At 66.2% G+C, this 24,503-nt stretch carries 25 protein-coding genes and 1 tRNA gene; 18 read left to right on the top strand and 8 right to left on the bottom strand.

Annotated features, from left to right (window positions below; all coding sequences use genetic code 11):
* Positions 1-145: 145 nt before the first annotated feature.
* From ACP696_RS19450 to ACP696_RS19460, 3 genes are all read left to right on the top strand, one after another.
* On the top strand, positions 146-2,224 hold the full coding sequence (locus ACP696_RS19450; RefSeq protein ID WP_426044194.1) for a 3-hydroxyacyl-CoA dehydrogenase NAD-binding domain-containing protein: 2,079 nt from the start codon (positions 146-148) through the stop codon (positions 2,222-2,224).
* 70 nt (positions 2,225-2,294) lie between these two features.
* The gene (locus tag ACP696_RS19455; protein ID WP_426044195.1) at positions 2,295-3,845 is read left to right on the top strand and encodes a class I adenylate-forming enzyme family protein; all 1,551 of its coding nucleotides are present in this window, start codon (positions 2,295-2,297) and stop codon (positions 3,843-3,845) included.
* Between the two features lie 131 nt (positions 3,846-3,976).
* Complete coding sequence (locus ACP696_RS19460; RefSeq protein ID WP_426015205.1) at positions 3,977-4,951, top strand: DegT/DnrJ/EryC1/StrS family aminotransferase; 975 nt, start codon at positions 3,977-3,979, stop codon at positions 4,949-4,951.
* Between the two features lie 112 nt (positions 4,952-5,063).
* Here ACP696_RS19460 and ACP696_RS19465 read toward each other — a convergent pair whose 3' ends face one another.
* From ACP696_RS19465 to ACP696_RS19485, 5 genes are all read right to left on the bottom strand, one after another.
* The gene (locus ACP696_RS19465) at positions 5,064-6,098 is read right to left on the bottom strand and encodes an adenosine deaminase (RefSeq protein ID WP_426015203.1); all 1,035 of its coding nucleotides are present in this window, start codon (positions 6,096-6,098) and stop codon (positions 5,064-5,066) included.
* 102 nt (positions 6,099-6,200) lie between these two features.
* On the bottom strand, positions 6,201-7,091 hold the full coding sequence (locus tag ACP696_RS19470) for a pirin family protein (protein ID WP_426015202.1): 891 nt from the start codon (positions 7,089-7,091) through the stop codon (positions 6,201-6,203).
* A gap of 77 nt (positions 7,092-7,168) precedes the next feature.
* Positions 7,169-7,465 carry a type II toxin-antitoxin system RelE/ParE family toxin gene (locus tag ACP696_RS19475; RefSeq protein WP_426015199.1) on the bottom strand — a complete coding sequence of 99 codons (297 nt, stop codon included), beginning with the start codon at positions 7,463-7,465 and terminating at the stop codon, positions 7,169-7,171.
* Positions 7,462-7,713, bottom strand: coding sequence for a type II toxin-antitoxin system ParD family antitoxin (locus ACP696_RS19480; RefSeq protein ID WP_426015197.1), 252 nt, complete (start codon positions 7,711-7,713; stop codon positions 7,462-7,464). The genes ACP696_RS19475 and ACP696_RS19480 overlap by 4 nt, the downstream gene beginning before the upstream one ends.
* A gap of 61 nt (positions 7,714-7,774) precedes the next feature.
* Positions 7,775-8,272: an Lrp/AsnC family transcriptional regulator gene (locus ACP696_RS19485; RefSeq protein ID WP_029914476.1), complete on the bottom strand. Its 498-nt coding sequence runs from the start codon at positions 8,270-8,272 to the stop codon at positions 7,775-7,777.
* 141 nt (positions 8,273-8,413) lie between these two features.
* Between ACP696_RS19485 and ACP696_RS19490 the strand changes: the two genes are divergently transcribed.
* The 7 genes from ACP696_RS19490 to ACP696_RS19520 all read left to right on the top strand — a co-directional run bounded on the left by ACP696_RS19490 (position 8,414) and on the right by ACP696_RS19520 (position 15,461).
* On the top strand, positions 8,414-11,896 hold the full coding sequence (locus ACP696_RS19490) for an indolepyruvate ferredoxin oxidoreductase family protein (RefSeq protein WP_426044196.1): 3,483 nt from the start codon (positions 8,414-8,416) through the stop codon (positions 11,894-11,896).
* Between the two features lie 106 nt (positions 11,897-12,002).
* Positions 12,003-12,302 carry a hypothetical protein gene (locus ACP696_RS19495; protein WP_426044197.1) on the top strand — a complete coding sequence of 100 codons (300 nt, stop codon included), beginning with the start codon at positions 12,003-12,005 and terminating at the stop codon, positions 12,300-12,302.
* Complete coding sequence (locus ACP696_RS19500) at positions 12,286-12,582, top strand: type II toxin-antitoxin system RelE/ParE family toxin (protein ID WP_426044198.1); 297 nt, start codon at positions 12,286-12,288, stop codon at positions 12,580-12,582. Before ACP696_RS19495 ends, ACP696_RS19500 begins: the two co-directional genes overlap by 17 nt.
* Positions 12,582-13,694, top strand: coding sequence for an NAD(P)/FAD-dependent oxidoreductase (locus tag ACP696_RS19505; protein WP_426031904.1), 1,113 nt, complete (start codon positions 12,582-12,584; stop codon positions 13,692-13,694). The genes ACP696_RS19500 and ACP696_RS19505 overlap by 1 nt, the downstream gene beginning before the upstream one ends.
* 61 nt (positions 13,695-13,755) lie before the next feature.
* Positions 13,756-14,127, top strand: a complete 372-nt coding sequence (locus ACP696_RS19510; protein WP_426015191.1) for a hypothetical protein — start codon at positions 13,756-13,758, stop codon at positions 14,125-14,127.
* Positions 14,128-14,286: 159 nt separating this feature from the next.
* On the top strand, positions 14,287-15,339 hold the full coding sequence (locus ACP696_RS19515; RefSeq protein WP_426044199.1) for a glycosyltransferase: 1,053 nt from the start codon (positions 14,287-14,289) through the stop codon (positions 15,337-15,339).
* Between the two features lie 45 nt (positions 15,340-15,384).
* Positions 15,385-15,461: transfer RNA gene (locus tag ACP696_RS19520), tRNA-Met, on the top strand.
* A gap of 175 nt (positions 15,462-15,636) precedes the next feature.
* On the opposite strand, the gene ACP696_RS19525 is transcribed toward ACP696_RS19520, so the two are convergent.
* Positions 15,637-15,768 carry a hypothetical protein gene (locus ACP696_RS19525; RefSeq protein WP_426015186.1) on the bottom strand — a complete coding sequence of 44 codons (132 nt, stop codon included), beginning with the start codon at positions 15,766-15,768 and terminating at the stop codon, positions 15,637-15,639.
* Here ACP696_RS19525 and ACP696_RS19530 point away from each other — a divergent pair.
* The 3 genes from ACP696_RS19530 to ACP696_RS19540 all read left to right on the top strand — a co-directional run bounded on the left by ACP696_RS19530 (position 15,767) and on the right by ACP696_RS19540 (position 17,965).
* Complete coding sequence (locus ACP696_RS19530; protein WP_426044200.1) at positions 15,767-16,171, top strand: YciI family protein; 405 nt, start codon at positions 15,767-15,769, stop codon at positions 16,169-16,171. The two genes, ACP696_RS19525 and ACP696_RS19530, sit on opposite strands and share 2 nt — an antisense overlap.
* Positions 16,168-17,451: an RNA polymerase sigma factor gene (locus ACP696_RS19535; RefSeq protein WP_426044201.1), complete on the top strand. Its 1,284-nt coding sequence runs from the start codon at positions 16,168-16,170 to the stop codon at positions 17,449-17,451. Before ACP696_RS19530 ends, ACP696_RS19535 begins: the two co-directional genes overlap by 4 nt.
* Positions 17,452-17,539: 88 nt before the next feature.
* Positions 17,540-17,965 carry a VOC family protein gene (locus ACP696_RS19540; protein ID WP_426031868.1) on the top strand — a complete coding sequence of 142 codons (426 nt, stop codon included), beginning with the start codon at positions 17,540-17,542 and terminating at the stop codon, positions 17,963-17,965.
* Between the two features lie 40 nt (positions 17,966-18,005).
* Here ACP696_RS19540 and ACP696_RS19545 read toward each other — a convergent pair whose 3' ends face one another.
* Complete coding sequence (locus tag ACP696_RS19545; RefSeq protein WP_426031866.1) at positions 18,006-18,995, bottom strand: glucokinase; 990 nt, start codon at positions 18,993-18,995, stop codon at positions 18,006-18,008.
* A 262-nt stretch (positions 18,996-19,257) separates the two neighbouring features.
* On the opposite strand from ACP696_RS19545, the gene ACP696_RS19550 reads away from it, so the two are divergent.
* The gene (locus ACP696_RS19550) at positions 19,258-19,554 is read left to right on the top strand and encodes a PilZ domain-containing protein (RefSeq protein WP_426015177.1); all 297 of its coding nucleotides are present in this window, start codon (positions 19,258-19,260) and stop codon (positions 19,552-19,554) included.
* A 72-nt stretch (positions 19,555-19,626) separates the two neighbouring features.
* Here the strand turns inward: ACP696_RS19550 and ACP696_RS19555 are convergent, their stop codons facing one another.
* On the bottom strand, positions 19,627-20,064 hold the full coding sequence (locus ACP696_RS19555; RefSeq protein WP_426015175.1) for a helix-turn-helix domain-containing protein: 438 nt from the start codon (positions 20,062-20,064) through the stop codon (positions 19,627-19,629).
* A gap of 270 nt (positions 20,065-20,334) precedes the next feature.
* Here ACP696_RS19555 and ACP696_RS19560 point away from each other — a divergent pair, with 270 nt between their 5' ends.
* From ACP696_RS19560 to ACP696_RS19575, 4 genes are all read left to right on the top strand, one after another.
* Positions 20,335-20,652 (top strand): Mpo1-like protein, encoded by a 318-nt coding sequence (locus tag ACP696_RS19560; protein WP_426044202.1) that lies wholly within the window; start codon positions 20,335-20,337, stop codon positions 20,650-20,652.
* A gap of 85 nt (positions 20,653-20,737) precedes the next feature.
* Positions 20,738-22,726, top strand: coding sequence for a methylmalonyl-CoA mutase family protein (locus tag ACP696_RS19565; protein WP_426044203.1), 1,989 nt, complete (start codon positions 20,738-20,740; stop codon positions 22,724-22,726).
* A 212-nt stretch (positions 22,727-22,938) separates the two neighbouring features.
* Positions 22,939-23,391 (top strand): HlyD family efflux transporter periplasmic adaptor subunit, encoded by a 453-nt coding sequence (locus tag ACP696_RS19570; protein ID WP_426044204.1) that lies wholly within the window; start codon positions 22,939-22,941, stop codon positions 23,389-23,391.
* Positions 23,392-23,510: 119 nt separating this feature from the next.
* Positions 23,511-24,200, top strand: a complete 690-nt coding sequence (locus tag ACP696_RS19575) for an imm11 family protein (RefSeq protein ID WP_426015167.1) — start codon at positions 23,511-23,513, stop codon at positions 24,198-24,200.
* The last annotated feature ends 303 nt before the right edge of the window (positions 24,201-24,503 follow it).

Below are 24,503 nucleotides of genomic sequence, written 5' to 3' on the forward strand. Positions count from 1 at the left end.
GATCTTCGCGCCGTCAACGGCCGGCGCCTAAATTTCCGGCGCCGTTCGCGACCCCTGGACTTCACCGCCCGGTCTGTGCAGGTTTCGCTTCAAACAACCGTTCAAACTCAAGAACGTGCAACGCCAGCTCAGGGATGGAAGCGCCATGGCCGCGATCAACACCGTCACGGACTTCTCGGTCGAAGGCGACATCGGCGTCGTCACGCTGAACTCGCCGCCAGTCAACGCCCTTTCGGCGGCGGTGCGCGAGGGGCTGTCCAAGGGTTTCGAGGCGGCGATCGCCGATCCGGCGGTCCGGGCCATCGTGCTGATCTGCGAGGGCAAGACCTTCATCGCCGGCGCCGACATCACCGAATTCGGCAAGGCCATGACCGGGCCGTCTCTGCAGGACGTTCAGAACACCATCGAGAACTCGCCCAAGCCGGTGATCGCCGCGATCCACGGCACTGTGCTGGGCGGCGGGCTGGAGGCGGCGCTGGTGGCGCACTACCGCGTCGCCGTGCCCTCGGCCAAGGCTGGCCTGCCCGAGGTGAATATCGGCCTGCTGCCCGGCGCCGGCGGCACCCAGCGCCTGCCGCGCGTGGTGGGCGTCGAAAAGGCCCTGGAGATGGTCACCACCGGCCAGCACATCCCGGCCAAGGCCGCGCTGGCCATGGGCCTGTTCGACTCGATCGTCGAGGAAGGCGCTCTACGCGACGGGGCCATCGCCTTCGCCAAGGTGGTGCTGGCCGAGGACCAGCCCCTGACCCGCATCCGCGACCAGAACGCCAAGGTCGAGGCCGCGCGCGGCAAGCCCGAGATCTTCAGCGAATATCGCAAGGCCAACGCCCGCAAGTTCCGCGGTTTCCTGGCTCCGGAAAACAACATCAAGGCCGTCGAGGCGGCCGTCAACCTGCCCTTCGACGAGGGGCTGAAGGAAGAGCGCAAGCTGTTCATGGAGCTGATGACCGGCAGTCAGTCGGCCGCCCAGCGCCACGTGTTCTTCGCCGAACGCCAGGCCAACAAGATCCCCGACGTGCCGGACGACACCGCCATCATCCCGGTCAAGAAGGTCGGCGTGATCGGGGCCGGCACAATGGGCGGCGGCATCTCGATGAACTTCCTCAACGCCGGCATCCCGGTGACGATCATCGAGGCCAAGCAGGAGAACCTGGATCGCGGCGTCGGGGTGATCCGCAAGAACTACGAAAACACCGCCAAGAAGGGCCGCCTGACCCAGGACGACGTCGAAAAGCGCATGGGCCTGCTGACACCCTCCATGCACCTGGAAGACCTGGCCGACTGCGACCTGATCATCGAGGCGGTGTTCGAGCTGATGGAGATCAAGAAGGAGGTGTTCGGCAAGCTGGACACGATTGCCAAGCCCGGCGCGATCCTGGCCTCCAACACCTCCTATCTCGACATCGACGTCATCGCCGCCTCGACCTCGCGGCCGCAAAGCGTCATCGGCCTGCACTTTTTCTCGCCGGCCAATGTGATGAAGCTGCTGGAGATCGTACGCGGCGAAAAGACCGACAAGTCGGTGATCGCCACCTCGATGCAGATCGGCAAGAAGATCGGCAAGGTCGCGGTGCTGGTCGGCAACTGCCACGGCTTCGTCGGTAATCGCATGCTGGCCCAGCGCCAGCGCGAGGCCCAGAAGCTGATCCTGGAAGGCGCCATGCCCTGGGACGTCGACCGCGTGCTGTACGACTTCGGCCTGCCGATGGGGCCGTTCGCCATGAGCGACCTGGCCGGTCTCGACATCGGCTGGGACCAGACCAAGTCGAGCTCGTCCACAGTGCGCGAAGTGCTGTGCGAGATGGACCGCCGCGGCCAAAAAAACGGCAAGGGCTTCTACGACTACGACGAGAACCGCGTCGCCAAGCCGAGCAAAGAGGTCGAGCAGGTGATCCTCGACTTCGCCGAAAAGCGCCAGATCCAGCGTCGCGCGATCAGTGACCAGGAGATCCTGGAGCGGTGCCTGTACCCGATGGTCAATGAGGGGGCCAAGATCCTGGAAGAGGGCAAGGCGATCCGGGCGTCGGACATCGATACCGTCTGGATCAACGGCTATGGCTGGCCGGTATATACCGGCGGCCCGATGTTCTGGGGCGAGCTGGTGGGGCTCGATAAGGTGTTGGCCAAGATGAAGGCGTTCCAGGCCGAGTTGGGCGACGACTTCAAGCCTTCGGCCCTGCTGGAACGGCTGGTGGCCGAGGGCAAGGGGTTCAAGGACGCGTGAGGCGTTCGGCGAAGCCGATGGAGACAGGCACATGTGTCTGTCTCCATCCTGGGCATTGAGTAGGACTTCCATGAACACCATCGCCGACATGATGACCGCCGACTACGGCGTGATGGGCGACATCCTCCGGCTTCGGGCCCAGGAGCATCCCGACCACTCGGCCGTGATCCTGGAAACCGGCGAGGCCGTGACCTACGCCCAGTTCGACGCCCTGGCCGACCGCGTGGCCGCCGCCCTGCAACGCGACGGGATCGGCCGAAACGAGGCCGTCGCCGTCTGCGCCCTGTCATCCATTCCGTACACGGCGCTGTTCCTCGGCGCCCTGCGAGCCGGCGTCGCCGTCGCGCCCCTGGCCCCGTCCTCGACGCCGGAGGCCATCGCCGGCATGGTCGCCGACTGCGGGGCGCGATTGTTCTTCATGGACGCCGGCGTCGCCGAGGCTCAGAAGCCCGCGCCCATCGCCGTGCGCTACATCGCCCTGGACGGCGCGGACTTCGGCGAGGCCTTCGACGCCTGGCTGGCCCCGGACGGCATCCGGCCAGAGCCCGTGACCATCGCGCCCGAAGACCCCTTCAACATCATCTATTCCAGCGGCACCACCGGCGCGCCCAAGGGCATCGTCCAGTCGCACGCCATGCGCTGGAAGCACGTGTTCCGGGGCGACGCCGTGGGCTACGGGTCCGACACCGTCACCCTTCTGTCGACGCCGCTCTATTCCAACACCACCCTGGTCTGCTTCTTTCCCACCCTGGCGGGCGGCGGTACGGTGTTGCTGATGAAGAAGTTCGACGCCGGCAAATATCTCGAACTGGCCCAGGATCATCGCATGACCCACACCATGCTGGTGCCCGTGCAGTACCGCCGGCTGATGGACCGCCCCGACTTCAGCGACTTCGACCTGTCCTCGACCCGCCTGAAGTTCTGCACCAGCGCGCCCTTCGCCGCCGAGCTTAAGGGGGAGGTCCTGGCTCGTTGGCCCGGCGGGCTGGTCGAGTATTTCGGCATGACCGAGGGCGGCGGCACCTGCATCCTGATGGCCCACGAGCATCCGGACAAGCTGCACACGGTCGGCCGCCCAGCGCCCGGCCATGACATCCGGCTGATCGACGAGGATGGCGTGCAGGTTGGCCCGGGCGTGGTCGGCGAGATCGTCGGCCGCTCGGCGGGCATGATGAACGGCTATCACGGCCAGCCGGGCAAGACCGCCGAGGCGACCTGGCGCTCGCCCGAGGGTTGGAGCTTTATTCGGACCGGCGACGTCGGTCGGTTCGACGATGAAGGCTTCCTCACCCTGATGGATCGCAAGAAGGACATGATCATCAGCGGCGGTTTCAACATCTATCCCAGCGACATCGAGGCGCAGATCGTCAAGCACGAGGATGTGGTCGAGGCCGCGGTGGTCGGCGTGCCGTCCGACGCCTGGGGCGAATCGCCGGTGGCCTTCGTGGCGCTGAGGCCTGATGCGCGAATCGACGCGGCGGGGTTGAGGGACTGGGTCAATGCTCGGCTGGGCAAGACCCAGCGACTGGTCGACCTGCGTCTCGTGGAATCCTTGCCCCGCAGTCATATCGGCAAGGTTCTGAAGCGCGAACTGCGCGACGAATGGACGGCTTCTGCCTAGGTCAAAGATTCCGGCGCCAAAAATGCCGCGACGGCGCGCCGCATGCGCATCATCCGAGTCACTCGATACGTTTGCTTAACCATAAGGTGATGCCGTGTGGCAAAGCCGGATTCGTCGGAAACGTAATCCTGATGCAGCCTCAGTCCCAAGCCGCGCCCTCGGGCCAGGTCAGCAAGCGCGAGCGACTCGTCAAGCGCGGGGTGCCCGTCGACTTCGCGGCCGTCGAGCATTTGCTGCGCCAGGGCCTGACGCCGGGCCTGGACGCCAAGCTGGCCGACCGATTCGATCGTCCGACCGCCGTCCGCGCGGTCTCGACCCGGGTCGCCGCCCTGGCCGCCGCCTTGGCCGCCGCCGGCGCGCGTCGCGGCGGCGTCTGCATCGTTCCCGCCCTGGCCTCGGCCGCCACGCTTCAGGGCATCGCCGCCGCCGGTCTCCGGCCGTGGCTGGTCGATGTGGATCCCTACAGCTGGATGTTCGACCCCGCCCACCTGCGCGAGCGACTGGGTGAGGCTCCGCCGCCGATCGAGGCCATTGTCCCCACCTGCGCCTTTGGCCGAGCGCCGGACATGACGGCCTGGGCCGCGTTCCACATCGAGACGGGCCTGCCGATCGTCGTCGACGCCGCAGAGGGCTTCGACGTGGTGATGGAAGCCCCCGTTCCCGTGGTGGTCGGCATGCCCGGCGGTCGCGGGGTGTTCGTGGCCTGCGAGGACGCCGATTTCGTCGCCCGCCTTGATGCGCCGGCCTTTTCCGGTGACGCGGGTCTGGACGCCTGGTCGGGCCAGCGCCTGCGCCTGGCCACCGCCGCCCAGCGCCTGCGGATGCTGCTCCTGGGCGCGCCGATCGGTTTTCAGCCGGGCTGGGGGATGAGCTGGGTGTCCGACGCCTGGGTCGTCAGCCTGCAGGAGGGCGCGGCGCCCTCCGTGGCCGCCAAGCTGGCCGAAATGGGCTACGCCACCAACGCCGTCGGCCCGGGCCACGCCGCCCGCGACGAGACGCCGGTGGCCGATCGGTTGGCCAACTCGGTGCTGAGCCTGCCGTTCAGCGCGGATCTGGGCATCGCCGAGCTGGACGAGTTGGCGGACGCGGTGCGCCGGGCGCTCTAGCGGCGAACACTTGCCCCCTAGGGATCGCTTCGCGATCGTCTTCCCCCAGAGGGAGAAGAGCCCCGCGCTTTTGAGCTCCGCCCCCCATGGGGGCGGACAGACCGCGAAGCGGTCAGGTGGGGGCAAGTGGGTGTGATCCCACATAGGCGTCGATTCCCGCCACCCGTTCGGCCTTCTCCGCCTCGTCCAGGAACGACCCCGTGAAGCTGTTCTTGGCCAGGGTGATCAGCTCATCCCGCGTCAGGCCGATGGCTTCTGCCGTCGCCATGTAGTTCTCGAGCAGATAACCGCCGAAATAGGCCGGATCGTCGGAATTGACCGTGGCCTTCAGCCCCAGATCCAGCATTCGCTTCAGCGGGTGATGCTTCAGATCCGAAACCCCGCACAGCTTCAGGTTCGACAGCGGGCAGACCGTAAGCGTCGTGCCGTCCTGCACCAGCCGCGCCGTCAGGCAGTCGTCCTCCAGCGCCCGGTTGCCATGGTCGATGCGGTCGACCTTGATGATATCGACCGCTTCCCAGACATAGGCCGGGGGGCCTTCCTCGCCGGCGTGCGCCACCAGCTTGAGGCCCAGGTCTCGCGCCGCCTGCAGCACACGGGCGAACTTGGCGGGCGGGTGGCCGACTTCGGAGGAGTCCAGGCCAACCCCGGCGATCTTGTCGAGATAGGGCTTGGCCTCTTCCAGGGTGGCGAAGGCGGCGGCTTCGTCCAGGTGGCGCAGGAAGCAGAGGATCAGCTTGGAGCTGATGCCCAGCGTCGCCTCGGCCTCGACCATGCCGGCCGTCAGCCCGGCGATCACCGTGCCGAACGCCACGCCGCGATCGGTGTGGGTCTGGGGGTCGAAGAAGATCTCGGCATGGGTGCCGCCATCGGCCGCCAGCCGGCGGAAATAGGCCAGGGCCAGGTCCTTGAAATCGGCCTCGGTGAGCAGGACGCCCGCGCCTTGGTAATAGATATCCAGGAAGTCCTGCAGGTTGGAGAAGTCGTAGGCGGCGCGGACCTCCTCGACCGTCTTGAACGGCAGGATGACGCCGTTGCGCGCGGCCAGCTCGAACATCAGCTCGGGTTCGAGGCTGCCCTCGATATGCATGTGAAGTTCGGCCTTGGGCAGGCCACGGACGAAGGTTTCGAGCGCGAGATCGGTCATGGAGACCTTATGGGCGCTCGAGGCGGGGAGATTCAACGGGGATCGTGACGCCGCAGGTCGGGGACATGCCCTTGGGCGTGTCCCCGACCTTGGTCGCGGGGCTTAGGACATCGGCTGGGCCGGCGGAACCGGCTCGGGCAGGGGGGTAAACTCCTGGTCGTCCAGGTCAGGCAGCTTCATGCGCTGGGCGCGCCAGTCGGCCTTGGCCTGCTCGATCCGGTGCTTGGACGAGGAGACGAAGTTCCATTCGATGAAACGCGGGCCGACCGGCTCGCCGCCCAGCAGCATCACGGTCGACGGCTCAAGCGCTTCGAAGACGATGGTGTCGCCCGGCTTGAACACCGCCATCTGCCCGGCGTGCAGGGTCTGGCCTTCGACCTCGACCTTGCCGGTGGCCACATAGGCGGCGCGCTCGGGATATTCGGCCGGCAGTCCGGCCTTGGCGCCCGCAGCCATTTCCCAGTGCACGTAGAACAGCGGCGAAAACACCGGCACCTGGGCCGAGGCGCCGAACGCCTTGCCGGCCACCAGGGCGGCCTTCAGACCCTTGTCCTCGAACACCGGCATCTGGTCGCGGGGATGATGCGAGAAGGCGGGATCGACCTCTTCCTGGCCGTCCGGCAGGGCGACCCAGGCCTGGATGCCGTGCATGACGCCGCCGTCGCGGCGCAAGGTCTCGAAGCGTTCGGAATGGGTAATGCCGCTGCCGGCCGTCATCCAGTTGACCTCGCCCGGACGGATCGGCAGATTGGAGCCGATGCTGTCCTTGTGAGTGATCTCGCCCTCGAACAGATAGGTCAGGGTCGACAGGCCGATATGCGGATGCGGCCGGACATCGACATTGCGCGGGAAGCCGGGCTCGAACCGGGCCGGCCCCATGTGGTCGAAGAAGGTGAACGGCCCCACCATCCGCCGGCTGTGAAAGGGCAGGACGCGCCCCACCTCGAACCCGCCGAGATCCTTGCGGCGCCGGTCGATGACGAGGTCGATCATGGGAGGGCTCCGAGGTGGTGGAGAGGTTAGTGTGAATGGGGAGGCGAGGGGATTCTAGAAGAAATCGGAGGTGAAGCTCAGCGCAGAAGCGAGGCGATGTCCCTGCCCGGGCCGAAGACGCGAACGATCTCCACGGACCCGCCATCGCCGCGATAGGCCACGCTGTAGCGACCGGCGACGCTCCAAAACCTTAGGGGAAGCCTGGTTAAGTCGGGCCGGGCGTGGCCCAGGGCTGAGCGTCTCGCCAGGCGGTCGAAAGCGGTCAGCAGGGCGTCTCGAACCTTTGTCGCGGCGTCAATATCGCGAGCAGCGATATAGCTGACGATATCCAACAGATCCTGCCGCGCCGCCGAGGAGACCGAGTAGGCGGTCACGCCGATTTCAGCAGGGCGTCCAGTTCGCGGGCCAACTCTTCGCCCGTGATGCTTTCGCCTCGATCCAGTTGGTCGAGGCCGAGCTGAAGGTCCGCGTTCAAGCGCTCAAGTTGCTGGGCTCGAAGTGAGTCGGCGGAGAACAGCAGGCGCAGACCTTCCCGTACGACCTCGCTAGCGGTGGTGTAGAGGCCGGACTCCACCTTCTCGGCGATCCGGCGCTCAAGTTCGGTTGTCAAGGACACGTTCATGGCGTCGCTCCAAGGGGCAATGCCAATATATAGCAATTTTCGCTATTGCCGAGCCTTTCGGTCAGCTCAGCGGGCTGACATACGGGCTGACCAGCCCCAGCGGCACTGCGGTGGAGTTCTTGACGCCGCGGATGACGATCCGGCTCTCGATGTTGGACACCAGGCCCAGCGACAGCAGCTTGTCGCGCAGGAACTCGTCGAAGGCCCGCATGTCGCGGGTGACGATGCGCAGCTCGTAGTCGGCGGCGCCGGTGACGGTGGCGCACTGCACCACCTCGGCCCACTTGCCGACGGCCTGTTCAAAGACCTCGAGGTTTTCCTTGGTCGGCAGCGAGAGCTTGGCGGTGCAATAGACCTCGAAGCCCAGGCCCAGCTTTTCGCGGTCCAGGATGGTCACGCGGCGCTGGATGACGCCCGCGTCCTCAAGGCGCTTGATCCGGCGCCAACACGGGCTGGAAGACAGCCCGACTCGCTCCGCGATCTCCGCGACAGACAGTCCGGCGTCGTGTTGGATGAGATCGAGGATCTTGGCATCCACGGCGTCGAGTTGTTCGGACAAGAATTCCTCCCCCAGAGGTCATTTAGCGCGGCGATCGTGCCGAAAGCGGCCTTGAGTCGGGCAAGCCTTGGGCAAACAATTTCCCCGCTTCTATAAGATATTGCTGAGCGGGCGAGAAGACCCACGAGGAAAATTTTTGCTATGCGGCACTCGGAAGTCACGCTTGACGACAAATATGTGCTCGAAGATGGCCGCGCCTTCATCACTGGCGTGCAAGCGCTGCTCCGCGTTTTGCTCGACCGCAAGCGTCTCGACACCCGCAATGGGCTAAACACCGCCGGCTTCCTGTCGGGCTATCGCGGCTCGCCCCTGGGGGGATTGGACCAGCAGGCCGCTCGCCTGTCGGGACTTCTCACCGCCCACGACGTGGTCTTCAAGGAGGGCCTCAACGAGGACCTGGCCGCCACCGCTGTGTGGGGCAGCCAGCAGGCCAACCTGTTCCCCGGCGCCACCCATGATGGGGTCTTCGGCATGTGGTACGGCAAGGCGCCCGGCGTCGATCGCACCGGCGACGTCTTCAAGCACGCAAATTTCGCCGGATCCTTCCCCACGGGCGGCGTGCTGGCCGTGGCCGGCGACGACCATGGCTGCAAGAGCTCGACCTTGCCGTCGCAGTCGGAGTTCGCCTTCCAGGACTTCGAGATGCCGGTGCTGTCACCGGCCGACGTCCAGGAGGTGCTCGACTACGGCCTGATGGGCATTTCGATGTCGCGGTTCTCGGGCCTGTGGACGGGCATGATCGCCCTGGCTGACACCATGGACTCGGGCGTGACCATCGACGTCTCGCTGGACCGGCACAAGATCATCATTCCCGAGAACTTCCCGATGCCGCCCGGCGGCTTGGGGATCCGGTTGAAGGACCAGCCGATGGAGAAGGAGCGTCGCCTCCGCCTCCACAAGCTGCCCGCCGCCCTGGCCTTCGCCCGCGCCAACCGCATCGACCGGGTCGTGCTGGGCGGCTTGTATGGAAAAGGGGGGCACGTGCGGGTCGGCAAGGCCCGCCTCGGCATCGTCTGCCAGGGCCAGGCCTATAAGGACGTGCTGGAAGCCTTCACCGCCATGGGCATGAGCCTCGAGGAAGCGTCGGACCTGGGTGTCTCGATCTACAAGGTCGGCATGCCCTGGCCGCTGGAGCCGCTGGGCATGCGCAGCTTCGCCGCCGGTCTCGAGATCCTGATGGTCATCGAGCACAAGCGCGGGCTGATCGAGCCGCAGGCCCGCGCTGCGCTTTACGACCTGCCCGCCCATGCCCGTCCCCGGATCATCGGCAAGCTGGACGAGCACGGCCACCCGCTGCTGTCGGAGCTGGGCTCGCTGTCGGTCGCCGAAATCGCCTTGGCCATCTATGACCGCCTGCCGCAAGGGCCGCACATGGAGCGGGCCCAGGCCTATCTGAACCGCGTTTCGGCCGCCGGCGTCGCCGCTGTCAGCCTGGCCGCCGACCAGCAGCGCAAGCCGTTCTTCTGCTCGGGCTGCCCGCACAACATTTCGACCAAGCTGCCCGAGGGCTCGCGGGCTCTGGCCGGGATCGGCTGCCACTACATGGCCGGCTTCAACGATCCCTCGACCGACCTCAACACCCACATGGGCGGCGAGGGCCTGACCTGGGTGGGCGCCGCGCCGTTCACCACCGAGAAGCACGTCTTCCAGAACCTGGGCGACGGCACCTACAATCACTCGGGCTCCCTGGCCATCCGGGCCGCGATCGCCGCCAAGGCCAACATCACCTACAAGCTGCTGTTCAACGATGCGGTGGCCATGACCGGAGGGCAGCAGGCCGAAAGCGGCTTCACCCCTGCCCAGATCACTCGCCAGCTCGCCAGTGAAGGCGTCACCAGGACGGTGATCGTGGTCGATGAGCTTAAGCGCTACGAAGGGGTCAAGGATCTAGCCCCCGGCGTGGAGGTCTTCCCGCGGTCCGAGTTGATGAGCGTGCAGAAGATGCTGCGCGACACGCTGGGCACCACGGTGCTGCTCTATGACCAGACCTGCGCCACCGAGAAGCGCCGTCGCCGCAAGCGCGGGACCATGGCCAAGGCGACCCAGCGGGTGTTCATCAATCCCCTGGTCTGCGAGGGCTGCGGCGACTGCTCGATCAAGTCCAACTGCGTGTCGGTGGAGCCGCTGAACACCGAGTTCGGCCGCAAGCGCAAGATCAACCAGTCGTCTTGTAACCAGGACTACAGCTGCGTCGACGGCTTCTGCCCGTCGTTCATCACCCTGGAGGGCGCCGAGAGCACCAAGGCCAAGAAGGCCCCGGCCCTGACGGCCGATTCCACGCCGTTACCGGTATTCAGCGACTTCCACGGCGTGCGGCGGATCATCTTCACTGGCGTGGGCGGCACGGGCGTCACCACCGTGGCCTCGATCCTGGCCATGGCCGCCCATGTCGACGGTCGAGCGGGCAGCGTCGTGGACATGACCGGCCTGGCCCAGAAGGGCGGCTCGGTGTTCAGCCACGTCAAGATCGGCGAGACCGAGGACACCGTGGTCGGCGGCCGCGTGCCCGCCGCCAGCGCCGACGTGCTGATCGCCTGCGACATGCTGGTGGCGGCCTCGCCGGAGGGCCTGTCGCTATACGCCAAGGACCGCACCCGCGCGTTCGGCAACAGCGATTTTGCGCCCACCGCCGACTTCGTCACCAGCCGCGACGTGCGGTTCGACTCAAGCGCCATGGCCCGGCGTATCAAGGGCGCGGTCAAGACCTTCGACTCCTGTCCGGCCCAGCACCTGGCCGAGACCCAGTTCGGCGACGCCATCTTCGCCAACATGATCATGGTCGGCTTCGCCTGGCAGCGCGGGGTGATCCCGCTGTCCAGCCGCGCGGTCTATCGGGCGATCAAGCTGAATGGCGTCGACTACGACGCCAACCTCGCCGCCTTCGAGCTGGGTCGCCGCGTAGCGCATGACCCGGCCGCGATGGGGCCCTCAAGCCAGCAGGGGGGCGACGCCGATGTGCCGACGCCGGAGACGATGTCGCTGGACGAACTGATCGCCAAGCGCACGGCCGACCTCGTGGCCTATCAGAACCAGGCCTATGCCGATCGCTACACCGCCAAGGTCGCCAAGGTCCGCGCCGCCGAGGTCGCCGATGGCGGCGAAGGCGCCGACTCCGTTGGGGGCCTGCCCTTGACCCGCGCGGCGGCGGTCAATCTGTACAAGCTGATGGCGTACAAGGACGAGTACGAGGTCGCCCGTCTGTATACGGACGGTCGCTTCAAGGCCGAATTGGCCGGGACTTTCAAGGGCGGCAAGGTCAAGGTCTGGCTGGCTCCGCCGATCATCGGCGCCAAGGACAAGGACGGCCGGCCGCGCAAGATGGCTTTCGGCGGGTGGATGCTCGACTACGCCTTCCCCATCATGGCCAGGATGAAGGGCCTGCGGGGCGGACCGCTCGACCTGTTCGGCGGGACCGAGGAGCGCAGGATGGAGCGCGGCCTGATCGCCGACTACGAACTCACCCTTGACCGCCTGACCGGCGGGCTCACGCCCGAACGCCTGCCGATCGCGGCCCGCATCGCGTCGGTCCCGCAGAACATCCGCGGCTACGGCCACGTCAAGGACGCCTCGGTGGTCAAGGCCAAGGCGGACGCTGCGGCGCTGTGGTCGCAGTGGGAGGGGTAGGGAACAAAGCGTCTGGGCCGATCGGCGGGATCGTGATGACGTTTTCCACGCAGCGCTTGACGCGCTGATGACTGGCGAGTTTCTGCCTTCGTGATAGGCTCGGCCCATGAACAAGCCGGTCCATCCCGCCCCGGTCGCCGTGACCCTGACGCCGGACGACGCCTTCGATCTGCAGGCGCGTGTCGAGCGTGGCGAGTTCACGTCGCTCGACGAAGCGGTCAGCGCGGAACTGGCCGAACTCAACTATCGGCGCGCCGCCGAGGTCATGGGCGGCTCCGAAAAGCTTGAGCGCTTCCTCGACGCGCTTGAGGCCGAGGATGATCCCTCGACCGACGTCGACGCGGAAGGTTTCTTCGCCGAGCTTCGCGCGGGTCTGAAAGAGCGCCTGGATGCGTCGCGCGGGTGAGGCGGCGGCTGGCGATCACGGCGGGCGCGCGACGCGATCTGCTGTCCGTTCGGGCCTATGTTGCCGAAGGCAGTCCTGGCCGCGCCGAGCCGAGCGCTATCTCGATGAATTGCTAGATCGTTGCGAGCGCGTCGTCGATTTTCCGTTCGCGGCCCGGGCCAATCTGCGCAACCGCAAGGACTGGCGAGCCATTCCATACGGACCGTTCATCATCTTCTCTTCGGTCTCGGATCGCCTCGTGCGCATTCGCGCCATGAAGCACGCGGCGTCCCTCAAATGATCCAAGACTTCGATTTCGACGCCGTCGTGGTGGGGGCTGGCGCGGTGGGCCTGGCTTGCGGCTACGCCCTGAGCCAGCGCGGGCTGGCCGTGGCCGTGCTGGAGGCCGAGGGCCACATCGGCCAAGGTGTGTCGTCGCGCAATTCCGAGGTGATCCACGGCGGGCTCTACTATCCGACCGGTTCGCTGAAGGCGCGGCTGTGCGTCGAGGGGCGGCGGCTGCTCTACGCTTTCCTCGACAAGCATCACCTCGACTACAAGAAGTGCGGCAAGCTGGTGGTGGCGACCCAGGAGTCCGAACTCGAGCAACTCGCGACGATCTACGACCAGGCCCTGGCCAATGATGTGGAGGGCATGGAGCGCTTGACCGGCGCCCAGGCCCGCGCCCTGGAGCCTGGTCTCAACGCTCACGCCGCCCTGCTGTCGCCCGAGAGCGGCGTCTTCGCCAGCCACGACTACATGCTGGCCTTGCAGGGCGAGGTCGAGGCGGCCGGCGGGGCGGTTGTGATCAATACGCCGTTCGAGGGCGCGACCCCCCTGGCCGGCGGCGGCTTCACTGTGCGGATCGGCGGTCCCGAGGCGGCGACCCTGACCTGTCGCCTGCTGGTCACGGCCCCCGGCCTGTCGGCCCAGGCGGTGGCGGCCAACATCGAAGGCTTTCCCAAGGACCAGATCCCGGAGGCCCATTTCGGCAAGGGCGTCTATTTCCGGCTGGCGGCCAAGGCGCCGTTCCAGCGGCTGATCTATCCGCCGCCGATCCATGGGGCCCTTGGCACCCACTATCGCAACGATCTGGGCGGTCAGGCGGTGTTCGGACCCGACCTGGAATATGTGCCGGCTCCCGACTATTCGGTCGATCCCGCCAAGGCTGCGGTGTTCGCCGCCTATATCCGCAAGTTCTGGCCCGACGTGCCGGAAGACCTGCTGACCGCCGACTATGCCGGCGTCCGGCCAAAGTTGCATGGCCCCAACGATCCGCAGCCCGATTTCCAGCTGCGCGGCGCCGACACCCACGGCCTGGTGGGGCTGATGGCGCTGTTTGGCATCGAGAGCCCTGGCCTGACCAGTTCGTTGGCCATCGGCGAAGAGGTCGCCCTACGGCTGGCCGTGTAAGGCCGCTTTGCGACCAAGTTCCACTTCATGCGTTGGCGTCTTGGCTTTTCAGGAGGGCGATATGCTTGACGACTTTATCGATAGACTGATCTCGCGATTAATGACGGGGGTTGGTCTGATCATGGCGGCCGCGATCGCCGCAGTGGCGACGGCGATGGCGGTGTTCGCCTTTCTCAGTCAGTGGGTCGGGGCCGCATGGGCCTATACCATCGTCGCAGCGACAGCGGCCCTGGCGGTGACGGTGTGGGCGTTGGCGCAGAAGAGCCACATCGCCCGCACCCGCCAGCCGCCGCTGGACGAGCGCGTGGTGGCGATGATCCAGGCCCATCCCACCGCCTCGTTCATGGCCGGCATGGCCGCCGCCACCCTGCTGAAGGGCAAGCCGTCACTGGCGGCGAGCCTCTGGGACGCACGCAAGGGCAAGCCGAAATAGCAGGCTCACTCTGTGGAGGAGGCGGTCGCGAGTCGATCGGCGGAGTGAGCTCGAGGGTCAGGCGCGCGAGTTAGCCCTTGAGCCCGCCGACCAGCTCCAGGCGTTGACTTGCGGCGCGCCCCCGACGAAGGTCCGGCCTCGCCAGAGACGGAGCCCGCCTTGATCGCCATCCTGCACGCCATGTTGGGCAAGGGATTGGGTGGCCTGGAGCAGGTGTTTCTCGACTACCAGCCCATCCTCGAAGCCTATGCGGCGACCGACGGCGGCGTCGCCACGGGTGTGGTGCGGGCCGGGGGCAGGGTCGCGGCCCAAGAGCATGGCCGCGTTCCGGCCCTGGCGACGATGCCGGCCCATACCGACTGGGACCCCATCACCCTGGGCGCGGCTCGCAAGCTGGTGAAAGCCGCGGCGCCGGACCTGATCCTTAGCCATGGCCAGCGTCCAGCCCGCCTGATGGCCAAGGTCGCGCCGGCGAAGGCCGTGCTGGCCGTCTGCGTGCACAAGCCGGCCTTCGATATCGACACCACCCGGACGCATTATCTCTGCGTCGGCCAGCATTTGGCGCGGCTCGCCATCGAACGCGGCGCGCCCGCTCACCGCGTCCATTTCGTGCCCAACGCCGTCCGGCCCCCGACGCTTCTGGCGGCGCCTTTCTCAGGGATGGACCGCCCGCCGCTTATCGTCGCCGCCGGCCGTCTGCATCCCAAGAAGGGCTTCGACATTCTGATCGCCGCCCTGGCCCTGTTGCGCGACGAAGGCGTGGCCTTCGAGGCGCAGATCGCCGGCGAGGGGGATGAACGCGGCAAGCTGGAAGGGCTAATCGCCCAGCACGGTCTGGCCGAGCGCGTGCGCCTGGTCGGCTGGCGTGACGACGTCTCGGCCTTTCTCGCCACCGGCGACGTCTTTGCTTTCCCGTCGCACCAGGAAGGCTTCCCGCTGGTGCTGCTGGAGGCCATGGCCGTCGGCCTGCCGGTCGCGGCCAGCGCCATTCCGGGTCCGGTCGAGATGATCGCCGAAGCCGTCGATGGCCGGCTGGTCCCCCCGGGCGACGCCGCCGCCCTGGCCACCAGCCTGGCGGGGTTGATCGCCGCGCCGTCCAAGGCCGTGGCCCTGGGCGTCGCGGCGCGCGCCAAGGTGCTGGCTGACTATGGTCCGGAAAGCCTTGAGCGGCGACTTGGCGCGGTGCTCGATCTGATGCTCGGACGGGCTTGAAGCCGCCCCCGCTTTGCGCATATAAGCCCGCCTCCGCTTCGCGCGGGCTGGGTAGCTCAGATGGTTAGAGCGGTGGATTCATAACCCACAGGTCGGCGGTTCAATCCCGCCCCCAGCCACCAAGCGGTGTTTCCCAACGCCCGCCGCGATTTCGCCAGCCGCCTTACCCCGCCTTGAACGGGCGGCGTTGACCGCAGTTGCGACAGCTTGCGCCCGTCAATTCCGCCTGCGCCCAGAAGGCGAAAAAGGATTGCGACGCTCACGCAGTGGACGATTTTCTCGCCTCCGTGCGACCGGTTAGCGCAGGTTCGTGTCGGTAATTTGATCGTCCAAGCCTGGCCGCAAAAGGATTTCGCGGCCTTTTCCAGAACGCCATGTCGGATGCCGGGCGCGCGGATCGTCCTGGTTGCGAGAGGCGGTCTGTTCCATGCTCTACGCGATCCTTTGCTACGACGCCGAAGACATGGTCGGATCGTGGACCCAGGCGGAGGACGACGCGGTGATGGCGCGGCTGGCGGAGGTTGAACAGGCGTTGGTCCGCAAGGGCTGGCTTGGCCCCGTCGCCCGGCTGCTACCGACCACCAGCGCCGTCACCCTGCGCAAGGGTCGCGAGAATCTGGTGATCGACGGGCCGTTCGCCGAGACCAAGGAACAGCTGCTGGGCTTCCATGTGATCGAGTGCGAAGGGCTGGAGGCGGCGATCGATGTGGCGCGGCAACTGGCCACGGCCAATGCCAGCGGCGGGGCCTTTGAAGTGCGGCCGATCGGCCTTTTTCGGCCTGTCGCGGTCCAGGTCGGGCCGAGCCGCGCGATGAAGGCGGCTGGCGGATGAGCGACATGGCGAGCATGGGCGGCTGCAGTCTCGACGGGGCATGGATCGACGCCGCCCTGACCGCGGCCCGGCCCCAGGCCGTGGCGGCGCTGCTGCGGTATTTTCGCGACCTGGACACGGCGGAGGAAGCCTTCCAGGACGCCTGCCTGCGCGCCCTGAAGGCTTGGCCAGGGAATGGGCCACCGCGCGACCCGACCGCCTGGCTGATCCTGGTGGGCCGAAACGCCGCGTTGGATGGGGTGCGCAAGCGCAGCAAGTCGGCGCCTCTGCCGGCCGAGGCGCTGATCTCCGACCTCGAAGACGCCGAGGCCTCGTTGGTCGAGCGGCTGGACGGCGACCACTATCGCGACGACGTGCTGCGGCTGCTGTTCATCTGCTGCCACCCAGACCTGACCGCCACCCAGCAGGTGGCGGTCGCCTTGCGCATTGTCTCGGGCCTGAATGTTCGCCAGATCGCCCGCGCTTTTCTGGTCGGAGAATCGGCGATGGAGCAGCGTATCACCCGCGCCAAGGCCAGGATCGGCGCGGCGGGCGTACCGTTCGGCGCGCCGGACGCGGCGGAGCAAGTGACGAGGCTCAACGCCGTGGCGGCGATGATCTATCTGATCTTCAACGAGGGTTACTCGGCCAGCGGCGAGGCGGCCGCGACCAGGGGCTCGCTGTGCGACGAGGCCATTCGCCTGGCGAGGCTGCTGCTGCGCCTGTTTCAGGGCGAGCCGGAGGTCATGGGCCTGACCGCCTTGCTGCTGCTGCAGCACGCTCGTGCGGCGGCCCGTTTCGACACCGAGGGGGCGGTCGTGTTGCTGGAGGACCAGGATCGAAGCCTGTGGAACCGCCGGATGATCGACGAGGGGCTGGCCTTGATCGACAAGGCCGTCCGCCACCGCCGGCCAGGCCCTTATCTGGTTCAGGCCGCGATCGCCGCCGAGCACGATCGCGCGCCGCGCCCCGAAGCGACCAATTGGGCGCGGATCGACCTGCTGTATGGCGACCTGGAGCAACTGGCGCCGTCGCCGGTGGTCACCTTGAATCGCGCCGTGGCCGTGGCGAAGGTCGCGGGGCCAGGGGCGGCCCTGGCGATGATCGAGCCCTTGGCCGCCAAGCTGTCGGGCTATTTCTACTTCTTCGGGTTGAGGGGCGGGCTGCTTTTCCAGCTGGGCCGGCGCGAAGAGGCCCGCGCGGCGTTCGACCAGGCGATCGCCCTGGCCAACACCCCCGCCGAGGCCACCCATATCCGGCTTCATCTCGACCGATTGGAGCGCGACGGCGCGGCCAGCTAGGCAAGCTGCGGAAAAATCCTCCGGTGATGTCGGGTCCGCATGGCCCGGTTCGTCCTCAGATCAGGCCTCGATCCAGGGAGAAACGACCATGAGCGACCGGCGACTCGAAAAGCTCGCCGCCAGCCCGCCCGTCGTCGGCGGCGTGGTTCCCTGTCTGCAGTCCAGCGACGCCAGCGCGAAGGCGGATTTCTACGTCAAGGCGTTCGCGGCCGAGGATCTGTTCCGCTTCGAGCCCGACGAGCAGGGGCGGACCATGCACATCCATCTGCGCATGAATGGCAATTCGGTGATGCTCAGCGACGCCTATCCCGATCACGGCTATGCGCTCGAAACCCCCGGCGCCTTCACCCTGCATCTACAGGTCGACGACGTGGACGCTTGGTTCGAGCGCGCGATCAAGGCGGGCGCCGAGACCCTGATGGCGCCGCAGCTGATGTTCTGGGGCGACCGCTATGGCCAGTTGAAGGACCCTTACGGCGTCAAATGGTCGATCGCCACCACGCCCAAGGCGTAGAGCGGTGGGCGGGGCGCGGCTTGCTGGTCCCCGCCGCCTGTCAGCAGTCCAAGAACTTCACGTCCGAGGCCGCGTAGCGCATGTCGCTGGCTGTGAACAGGCTCGACAGACCCAGCAGGGCGGGGCGACCCGGCATGATGAACACCGGCAGGTCGGCCACGTAGTGGCTCATCCGGCCCTTGGCGCGGTAGCGACGGATAAAGGCCTCCTGGTCCAGCAAATCGCCGATCTCTTCCAGCAGGGGGCTGTTGAGGAACACCCCGCCCCGGGCGGCGAACAGCAGGGCCATGTCGCCGGCGAAACCGCCCAGCAGGCCGCTGAAGATCGAGAGCGCCTCACGCGCGACCGCGTCGCCCGACCGCGCCAAGCTGATGACAGCGTTGTCATCTTTAGGCCGGTAAGTGGGGTCTTCGCTCGCCAGGGCGGCGTGGATGTCGCTCAATCCTTCCTTGGACAGCAGCCGTTCGGCGGAGATATCGCCATGACGAACGCGGATGGCCGAGAAGACCGCCGCTTCGCGCGCCTCCAGCGGGCAAAAGTCCATGTGGCCGCCCTCGCTGGGAACGGCTAGCCAGCCGTCGCCTCGCAACGGAGCCAGGGCCGCCACGCCCAGTCCAATATCGGGTCCCAGCACCGCGATGGCGCTGTTGCGGTCCGCCTTTCCGGGGTGGATCACGCCGAGCGAGGCTTCCGCCACCTTTGGGGCCCCCATCGCGCAGGCGGTGAAGTCGTTGACCAGATAGACCCGCGGCGTGCGCAGGACGTTGCGCAGCCAAGCCTGGGAAATGGTCAGGCCGGTGCTGGTCAAGATCACGGAGCCGTCGATCGCGGGCCCGGCCGCGCTGACCGCCGCCCCGATCAGGTCGTCGGTCGCCAGTTCCGCCACCACCGACCGAAGGCCAGCCTCCAGTTCCAGCGCGGTGGAGCACGGCAGGACGCGATGGTCGCCCGGATTGTCGCCCGGCTTGGCCAGGGCGACGATCAGTTCGCGCCCGGTCACGTCCGCCAGCAGCGCCACGCCGTGGGTCATGGAGTCGTCCCCTGTGATTCCTCGCATGCCGTTCTTCGCCGGCTCGCCCAGACACGTTAGCCGCAGACCGGTTACCGGCCAAATAACGGTCGAGCCTCTGGGTTTCCACAGATTTTAGCGGCGAGTCCGTTCAGGCGGCGTGGTCATCGGGAAATAAACCCTCTGCGCGCACCGCCGATTAACATCGATGCGCGTTGGTAGGTGTATGTCCAAGTTCGGCTCTGGCGGGGCCCAAGACCGGCGCGCTGGCACACGCACGATAATGCAACATGCCGGCAAGGTGCTCTGCGGCGCCTTCGCCTGGGACTGCGTAATCCGCGACGAGTCCGCGAGCGGCCTGCGCATCCAGATGCTGTCGGGGTCCACGCCGCCTGAATCCGTTCAACTGGTCGATCTCGTCAGCGGCTACGCCCACGACGTCAAGGTGATCTGGCAGAAGGACCGCGAGTTCGGTCTGAGGATCGTGCGCAGCCACGACCTGCGCGGCCTGGCGACGGCTTCGCTACAGACCGCCAAGCGGATGTGGCAGGCGGCTCAGGGCCGCGTCTCGGCAAGCTGACCCCCGATAGCGATCAGGCCCCGGCGTGTGAACGCCGAGGCCTGAACGAAACATCCGAGATCTTGGCCGGTGTTAGGCGGCCTCTTCCGCGCGGCTGGCTTCTTCGGCCATGGCGCGAACCAAGTCGAGGACCTGGCGACGGACGCGACCGCGACCGATCTTCGGGAACACCTCGGCCAGTTCCAGGCCCTCGGGCGTGGTCAGGAATTCCTGGACGATACGCTCGGCCTTCTGACCGACTTCGTCGATCTCCGACCCGTCCATGGGATCCGCCAGACCGTCGAAGAAGAACGACACGGGCACCTGCAGGGTGCGGGCGATCTCGTACAGCTTCGACGCGCTGACGCGGTTGGCGCCGCGCTCGTATTTCTGGACCTGCTGGAAGGTCAGGCCCAGCGAATCGGCCAACTGCTCCTGGCTGACGCCCAGCAGCCTGCGACGCATGCGGACCCGGCCACCGACGTGCAGGTCCACGGGATTAGGGCGTCGGCCCTCGGTTTCCTCGCTCAAGTTTCGCCTCCAAAGGTTGTTCCCTACAATGACACGTCCGTGGCGTTGATGAAACGGCGAGGTGGCACTGCGGCGTTAGGTCGCTGAAGGCCGCTTTTTGGCCTCGTGCTGCGCTAACGTTACGCCTTAAAATACTTCGATCACGGCGAATTCTAGGCCAGATTGTTACGCAACCTTGCGATCGTTTGGCGTTGAGCGCGGCAGGCGCCGGTGGCAGCCAAGGCGACACACGGTTCTTGCCCTGACAAGCCTATGGGCGGAACATCGGGCATGAGCACGCAAGACGAACCCGGGCGATATCGCAGCTTCGCCGCCTTCTACCCTTTCTATCTGAGCGAACACATCAACCGCACTAGCCGCCGGCTGCATGTGGTCGGAACGAGCTTGGTGATCGCCGTCCTGGCCTGCGGGTTTCTGGTCGACTGGCGGTTCTTCATCGCCGCCCCGCTGATCGGCTACAGCTTCGCCTGGGTGGGGCATTTGGTGTTCGAGAAGAACCGGCCGGCGACGTTCAAATATCCGCTCTACAGCCTGGCCGGCGACTTTCGGCTGTGGTTCGAGGTTGTGACGGGCAAGCGACCCTTCTGATCGCCTTCGCTCCTGCGATATTGCGTCGCAGCAAAACCGGGTTCATGATCAGCGGTAATCAAGAACGATAAACGGGAAGCGCAGGATGACGACCAAGCCGTTCCAGCACGCGCCGGACGCGCCCTGGATCTTCCGCACCTATGCGGGGCACTCCACGGCCGAGAAGTCGAACGCCCTCTACCGCGCCAACCTCTCCAAGGGTCAGACGGGCCTGTCGGTGGCCTTCGACCTGCCCACCCAGACCGGCTATGACGCCGACCATATCCTGGCGCGCGGCGAGGTCGGCAAGGTTGGCGTGCCGATCAGCCACCTGGGCGACATGCGCCAGCTGTTCGACCAGATCCCGCTGGAGCAGTCCAACACCTCGATGACCATCAACGCCCCGGCCGCCTGGTTGCTGGCGATGTATGTGGCGCTGGGCGACGAGCAGGGGGCCGACCGTCGCCTGCTTCAGGGCACCACCCAGAACGACCTGATCAAGGAATATCTGAGCCGCGGCACCTACATCTTTCCGCCCGGCCCCAGCCTGCGGCTGATCGGCGACATGATCGCCTGGTGCTATATCGAGGTGCCCAAGTGGAACCCGATGAACGTCTGCAGCTACCACCTGCAGGAGGCCGGCGCGACGCCGGAGCAGGAACTGGCCTTCGCCCTGGCCACGGCCATCAGCGTGCTCGACACCGTCAAGGCCGGCGACCAGGTGCCCGAGGAAGACTTCGAGATCGTCGCCTCGCGGATCAGCTTCTTCGTCAATGCCGGCGTGCGGTTCGTCACCGAGCTTTGCAAGATGCGCAGCTTCACCCGGCTATGGGACCAGATCCTGCTGGAGCGCTATGGCGTGCAGGACAAGAAGGCCCGGCGCTTTCGCTATGGCGTGCAGGTCAACTCTCTTGGACTGACCGAGCAGCAGCCCGAGAACAATGTCTACCGCATCCTGATCGAGGCCCTGGCCGTCACGCTGAGCAAGGACGCCCGCTGCCGGGCCCTGCAGCTGCCGGCCTGGAATGAGGCGCTCGGCCTGCCGCGGCCGTTCGACCAGCAGTGGTCGCTGCGGCTGCAGCAGGTGCTGGCCTACGAGACCGACCTGCTGGAATACGAGGACCTGTTTGATGGCTCCCACGTGGTCGAGGCCAAGGTCGCCGAGCTGTCGGCGGGCGCTTTGGCGCAGTTGGCGCTGATCGACGCCATGGGCGGGGCCTCCAACGCCATCGACTACATGAAGGGCGAACTGGTCGGCTCCAACGCCAAGCGGGTGCGCTCCGTCGAGACCGGCGACATGACCGTGGTCGGGGTCAATCGCTGGACCGACACCGAGGCCTCGCCGTTGTCGGCGGGTGAGAGCAGCATCGAGACCGTCGACCCGCGCCTGGAGGCCGGGGTTGTCGAACGCCTCAAGGCTTGGCGCGCGGCCCGCGACCCTGTCGCCGCCGAGGCCGCCCTGGCTGACCTCAAGGCCGCCGCCGCTGATGGCCGAAACATCATGGAACCCTCGATTACCGCCGCCAGAGCCGGCGTCACCACCGGCGAATGGGCCGGGGCTCTCCGCGAGGTGTTCGGCGAGTATCGCGGCCCCACCGGCGTGGCGGTGGTGGTCTCGACCGGCGACGCCGAAGACGTGGAATCGGTGAAGCGCGAGGTCGAGCGAGTCTCTCAGGTGCTGGGTCGCACCCTGACCTATCTGGTCGGCAAGCCCGGCCTGGACGGCCACTCCAACGGCGCCGAACAGATCGCCACCCGGGCCCGGGCCTGTGGGATGGAAGTGATCTATGATGGCATCCGCTCGACCCCCGACGAGATCGTTCGGCGCGCCAAGCAGGGCCGCGCCCACGTGGTCGGGCTGTCGATCCTGTCAGGCTCGCACCTGGACCTGGTGCAAGAGGTCATCCGCGTGATGCGCGCCGAGGGCCTGGGCCACATCCCGGTGGTGGTCGGCGGCATCATCCCCGAAGGCGACGCCCTGGTGCTGAAACAGATGGGCGTGGCGCGGATCTACACCCCGAAAGACTTCAAGATCACCGAGATCATGGGCGATGTGGTGCGGCTGGTGGAGGCCGCGGCGCTGGCGGAGGCCTGAAGGGGCATCCGCGAACTTCGCGGCCATCTGGCTTGGGAGAGTGATCTGGGCGCGTTGCGAACTGGTCGCTGACCCGTCGCGCCCGCCGTCTGGATCGATGGTGATCGTGCGTCCCGAGAGATCAGGCGCGGGGCGCTCTCACCGAGGCGCAGGCCAACCGCCGGCTGCCCGGCGAGGAACTGACCAAGGCCAGCGACAAGGCAGGTCTCACCGTGCTGACCGCGCCGCAGGACGGGGTGATCCAGCAGATGCAGGTCCACACCCTGGGCGGGGTGGTCAAGCCGGCCGACCCGCTGATGGTGCTGGCGCCCAAGGGCGGCGAGCTGATCATCGAGGCCCGCGCCCAGAACCGCGACGCCGGCTTCGTCCACGAGGGCCAGAGCGTCGAGGTCAAGCTCGAAGCCTATCCGTTCACCCGCTACGGAATTGTGCACGGGGTGATCGAACATGTGGGCCGCGACGCTGTGCAGGACAAAAAGGAAGGACTCGTCTTTCCCGCCATGGTTAAGCTGTTGCAACCTTGGATCATGATCGAGGGTCAACGCGTACCGCTAGCTCCGGGCCTGGCGGCCACCGTCGAGATCAAGACCGGTGAGCGCCGGATTATTGGGTTCCTGCTGTCGCCGTTGGCGCGGCGGGTGAAGGAAGGCGGGCGGGAGCGGTGAATCACAAGAGCGCAACGATTATGGGGTCTCGACGAGCCAATTGGGTCGAGTGCATTTGCGACGCACAGCTGGACTCCCAGCCTGGCAGTTACGGTCAACAGTTTGGAGCTATCAACTCTATGTCCAATCCTTCGATCTCCGAGATGCGCGGGCTTGTGAAGCTTCGTGAGAAACGAACGTTCGCGCGAAGCATCCAGCCCGCGGACCCTGTCGGGCGCTTCATGAGCGTCCACGCGAACTACGACTACGGGCAAGATTTGCTGGTCTGGGAAAATGCTCTTCCCATGATGGAGGCGCCGTACGTGGGCAATCGATACCAGCAACATCGCGGCTTGGATGCCGTGGCGGATTTTGACCTGACTTTTCGGGGCAAGGAGAGCGAAGTCATCGACTTTTATGCCCCGGCGGCGGACATCTTCATAGTGTCTGACAAGGCGTTGGAAATAATCGAGGGTCTTGACCCTGACGCCGTGGAGCTACGGCGGGCCACGTTAAAGGGCAACGGCTTCGCGCGCCCCATGAATGTCATTATGCCCGGTCGCCTCATCGAGGCCGTGGATCCTGATGCCTCGGATGTCACCGTCCATTACAAGGAAACTGTCCCTGGCGTCTCTGCCATAAGGGTAAACTTTCCATCTGGTGTAATTTTTAAGAAATTAAGCCCTGAAATCCATGCATTTAAAGATTTGGATATAAAAGACTGGTTTTGGTCACGAGAATTACTCGAAACGGCGAAAGCATGTGGCGTTCTCGGCCTGTACGCTAAGCACCCGTCCGGGCAATCCATCTATGAGAATTTATATTTATAAGCCTGAATATTATAACGTCTGATCAAAAAAGTGAATCTTTAGATAATTATACGGGATGAAGAATGGCCACTCCGGGTAGCGTTACGGTAAAATTTCGCGGAACAACTACTCGGCCACTGCGCGCGACGGGGAAAATCCCGTTCAGCTCGGTCACGCTTCCCAGTGGATTCCAGAAGTCGGAAACAGGGACACGGCGGTCTCAACCGGTCATCGCAACGGCTCTTTCGAATACTTCGGCGGGTGTCTGGAAGTCGAGGGTTTTGCGAGGGCGGTTGTTGATTTCGAGGGCGACGGCGTCGAGTT

Origin of the sequence: Caulobacter sp. DWR3-1-2 (assembly GCF_049896225.1) — a bacterium.
Classification (GTDB): Bacteria; Pseudomonadota; Alphaproteobacteria; order Caulobacterales; family Caulobacteraceae; genus Caulobacter.

What these genes read in the sequence shown, in the direction of transcription:
- ACP696_RS19450 (WP_426044194.1), top strand. Translation starts at nt 146, where the DNA reads ATGGCCGCGATCAACACCGTCACGGACTTCTCGGTCGAAGGCGACATC.
- ACP696_RS19455 (WP_426044195.1), top strand. Translation starts at nt 2,295, where the DNA reads ATGAACACCATCGCCGACATGATGACCGCCGACTACGGCGTGATGGGC.
- ACP696_RS19460 (WP_426015205.1), top strand. Translation starts at nt 3,977, where the DNA reads ATGCAGCCTCAGTCCCAAGCCGCGCCCTCGGGCCAGGTCAGCAAGCGC.
- ACP696_RS19465 (WP_426015203.1), bottom strand. Translation starts at nt 6,098, where the DNA reads ATGACCGATCTCGCGCTCGAAACCTTCGTCCGTGGCCTGCCCAAGGCC.
- ACP696_RS19470 (WP_426015202.1), bottom strand. Translation starts at nt 7,091, where the DNA reads ATGATCGACCTCGTCATCGACCGGCGCCGCAAGGATCTCGGCGGGTTC.
- ACP696_RS19480 (WP_426015197.1), bottom strand. Translation starts at nt 7,713, where the DNA reads ATGAACGTGTCCTTGACAACCGAACTTGAGCGCCGGATCGCCGAGAAG.
- ACP696_RS19490 (WP_426044196.1), top strand. Translation starts at nt 8,414, where the DNA reads ATGCGGCACTCGGAAGTCACGCTTGACGACAAATATGTGCTCGAAGAT.
- ACP696_RS19495 (WP_426044197.1), top strand. Translation starts at nt 12,003, where the DNA reads ATGAACAAGCCGGTCCATCCCGCCCCGGTCGCCGTGACCCTGACGCCG.
- ACP696_RS19500 (WP_426044198.1), top strand. Translation starts at nt 12,286, where the DNA reads ATGCGTCGCGCGGGTGAGGCGGCGGCTGGCGATCACGGCGGGCGCGCG.
- ACP696_RS19510 (WP_426015191.1), top strand. Translation starts at nt 13,756, where the DNA reads ATGCTTGACGACTTTATCGATAGACTGATCTCGCGATTAATGACGGGG.
- ACP696_RS19530 (WP_426044200.1), top strand. Translation starts at nt 15,767, where the DNA reads ATGCTCTACGCGATCCTTTGCTACGACGCCGAAGACATGGTCGGATCG.
- ACP696_RS19525 (WP_426015186.1), bottom strand. Translation starts at nt 15,768, where the DNA reads ATGGAACAGACCGCCTCTCGCAACCAGGACGATCCGCGCGCCCGGCAT.
- ACP696_RS19535 (WP_426044201.1), top strand. Translation starts at nt 16,168, where the DNA reads ATGAGCGACATGGCGAGCATGGGCGGCTGCAGTCTCGACGGGGCATGG.
- ACP696_RS19540 (WP_426031868.1), top strand. Translation starts at nt 17,540, where the DNA reads ATGAGCGACCGGCGACTCGAAAAGCTCGCCGCCAGCCCGCCCGTCGTC.
- ACP696_RS19545 (WP_426031866.1), bottom strand. Translation starts at nt 18,995, where the DNA reads ATGACCCACGGCGTGGCGCTGCTGGCGGACGTGACCGGGCGCGAACTG.
- ACP696_RS19550 (WP_426015177.1), top strand. Translation starts at nt 19,258, where the DNA reads ATGCAACATGCCGGCAAGGTGCTCTGCGGCGCCTTCGCCTGGGACTGC.
- ACP696_RS19560 (WP_426044202.1), top strand. Translation starts at nt 20,335, where the DNA reads ATGAGCACGCAAGACGAACCCGGGCGATATCGCAGCTTCGCCGCCTTC.
- ACP696_RS19565 (WP_426044203.1), top strand. Translation starts at nt 20,738, where the DNA reads ATGACGACCAAGCCGTTCCAGCACGCGCCGGACGCGCCCTGGATCTTC.
- ACP696_RS19575 (WP_426015167.1), top strand. Translation starts at nt 23,511, where the DNA reads ATGTCCAATCCTTCGATCTCCGAGATGCGCGGGCTTGTGAAGCTTCGT.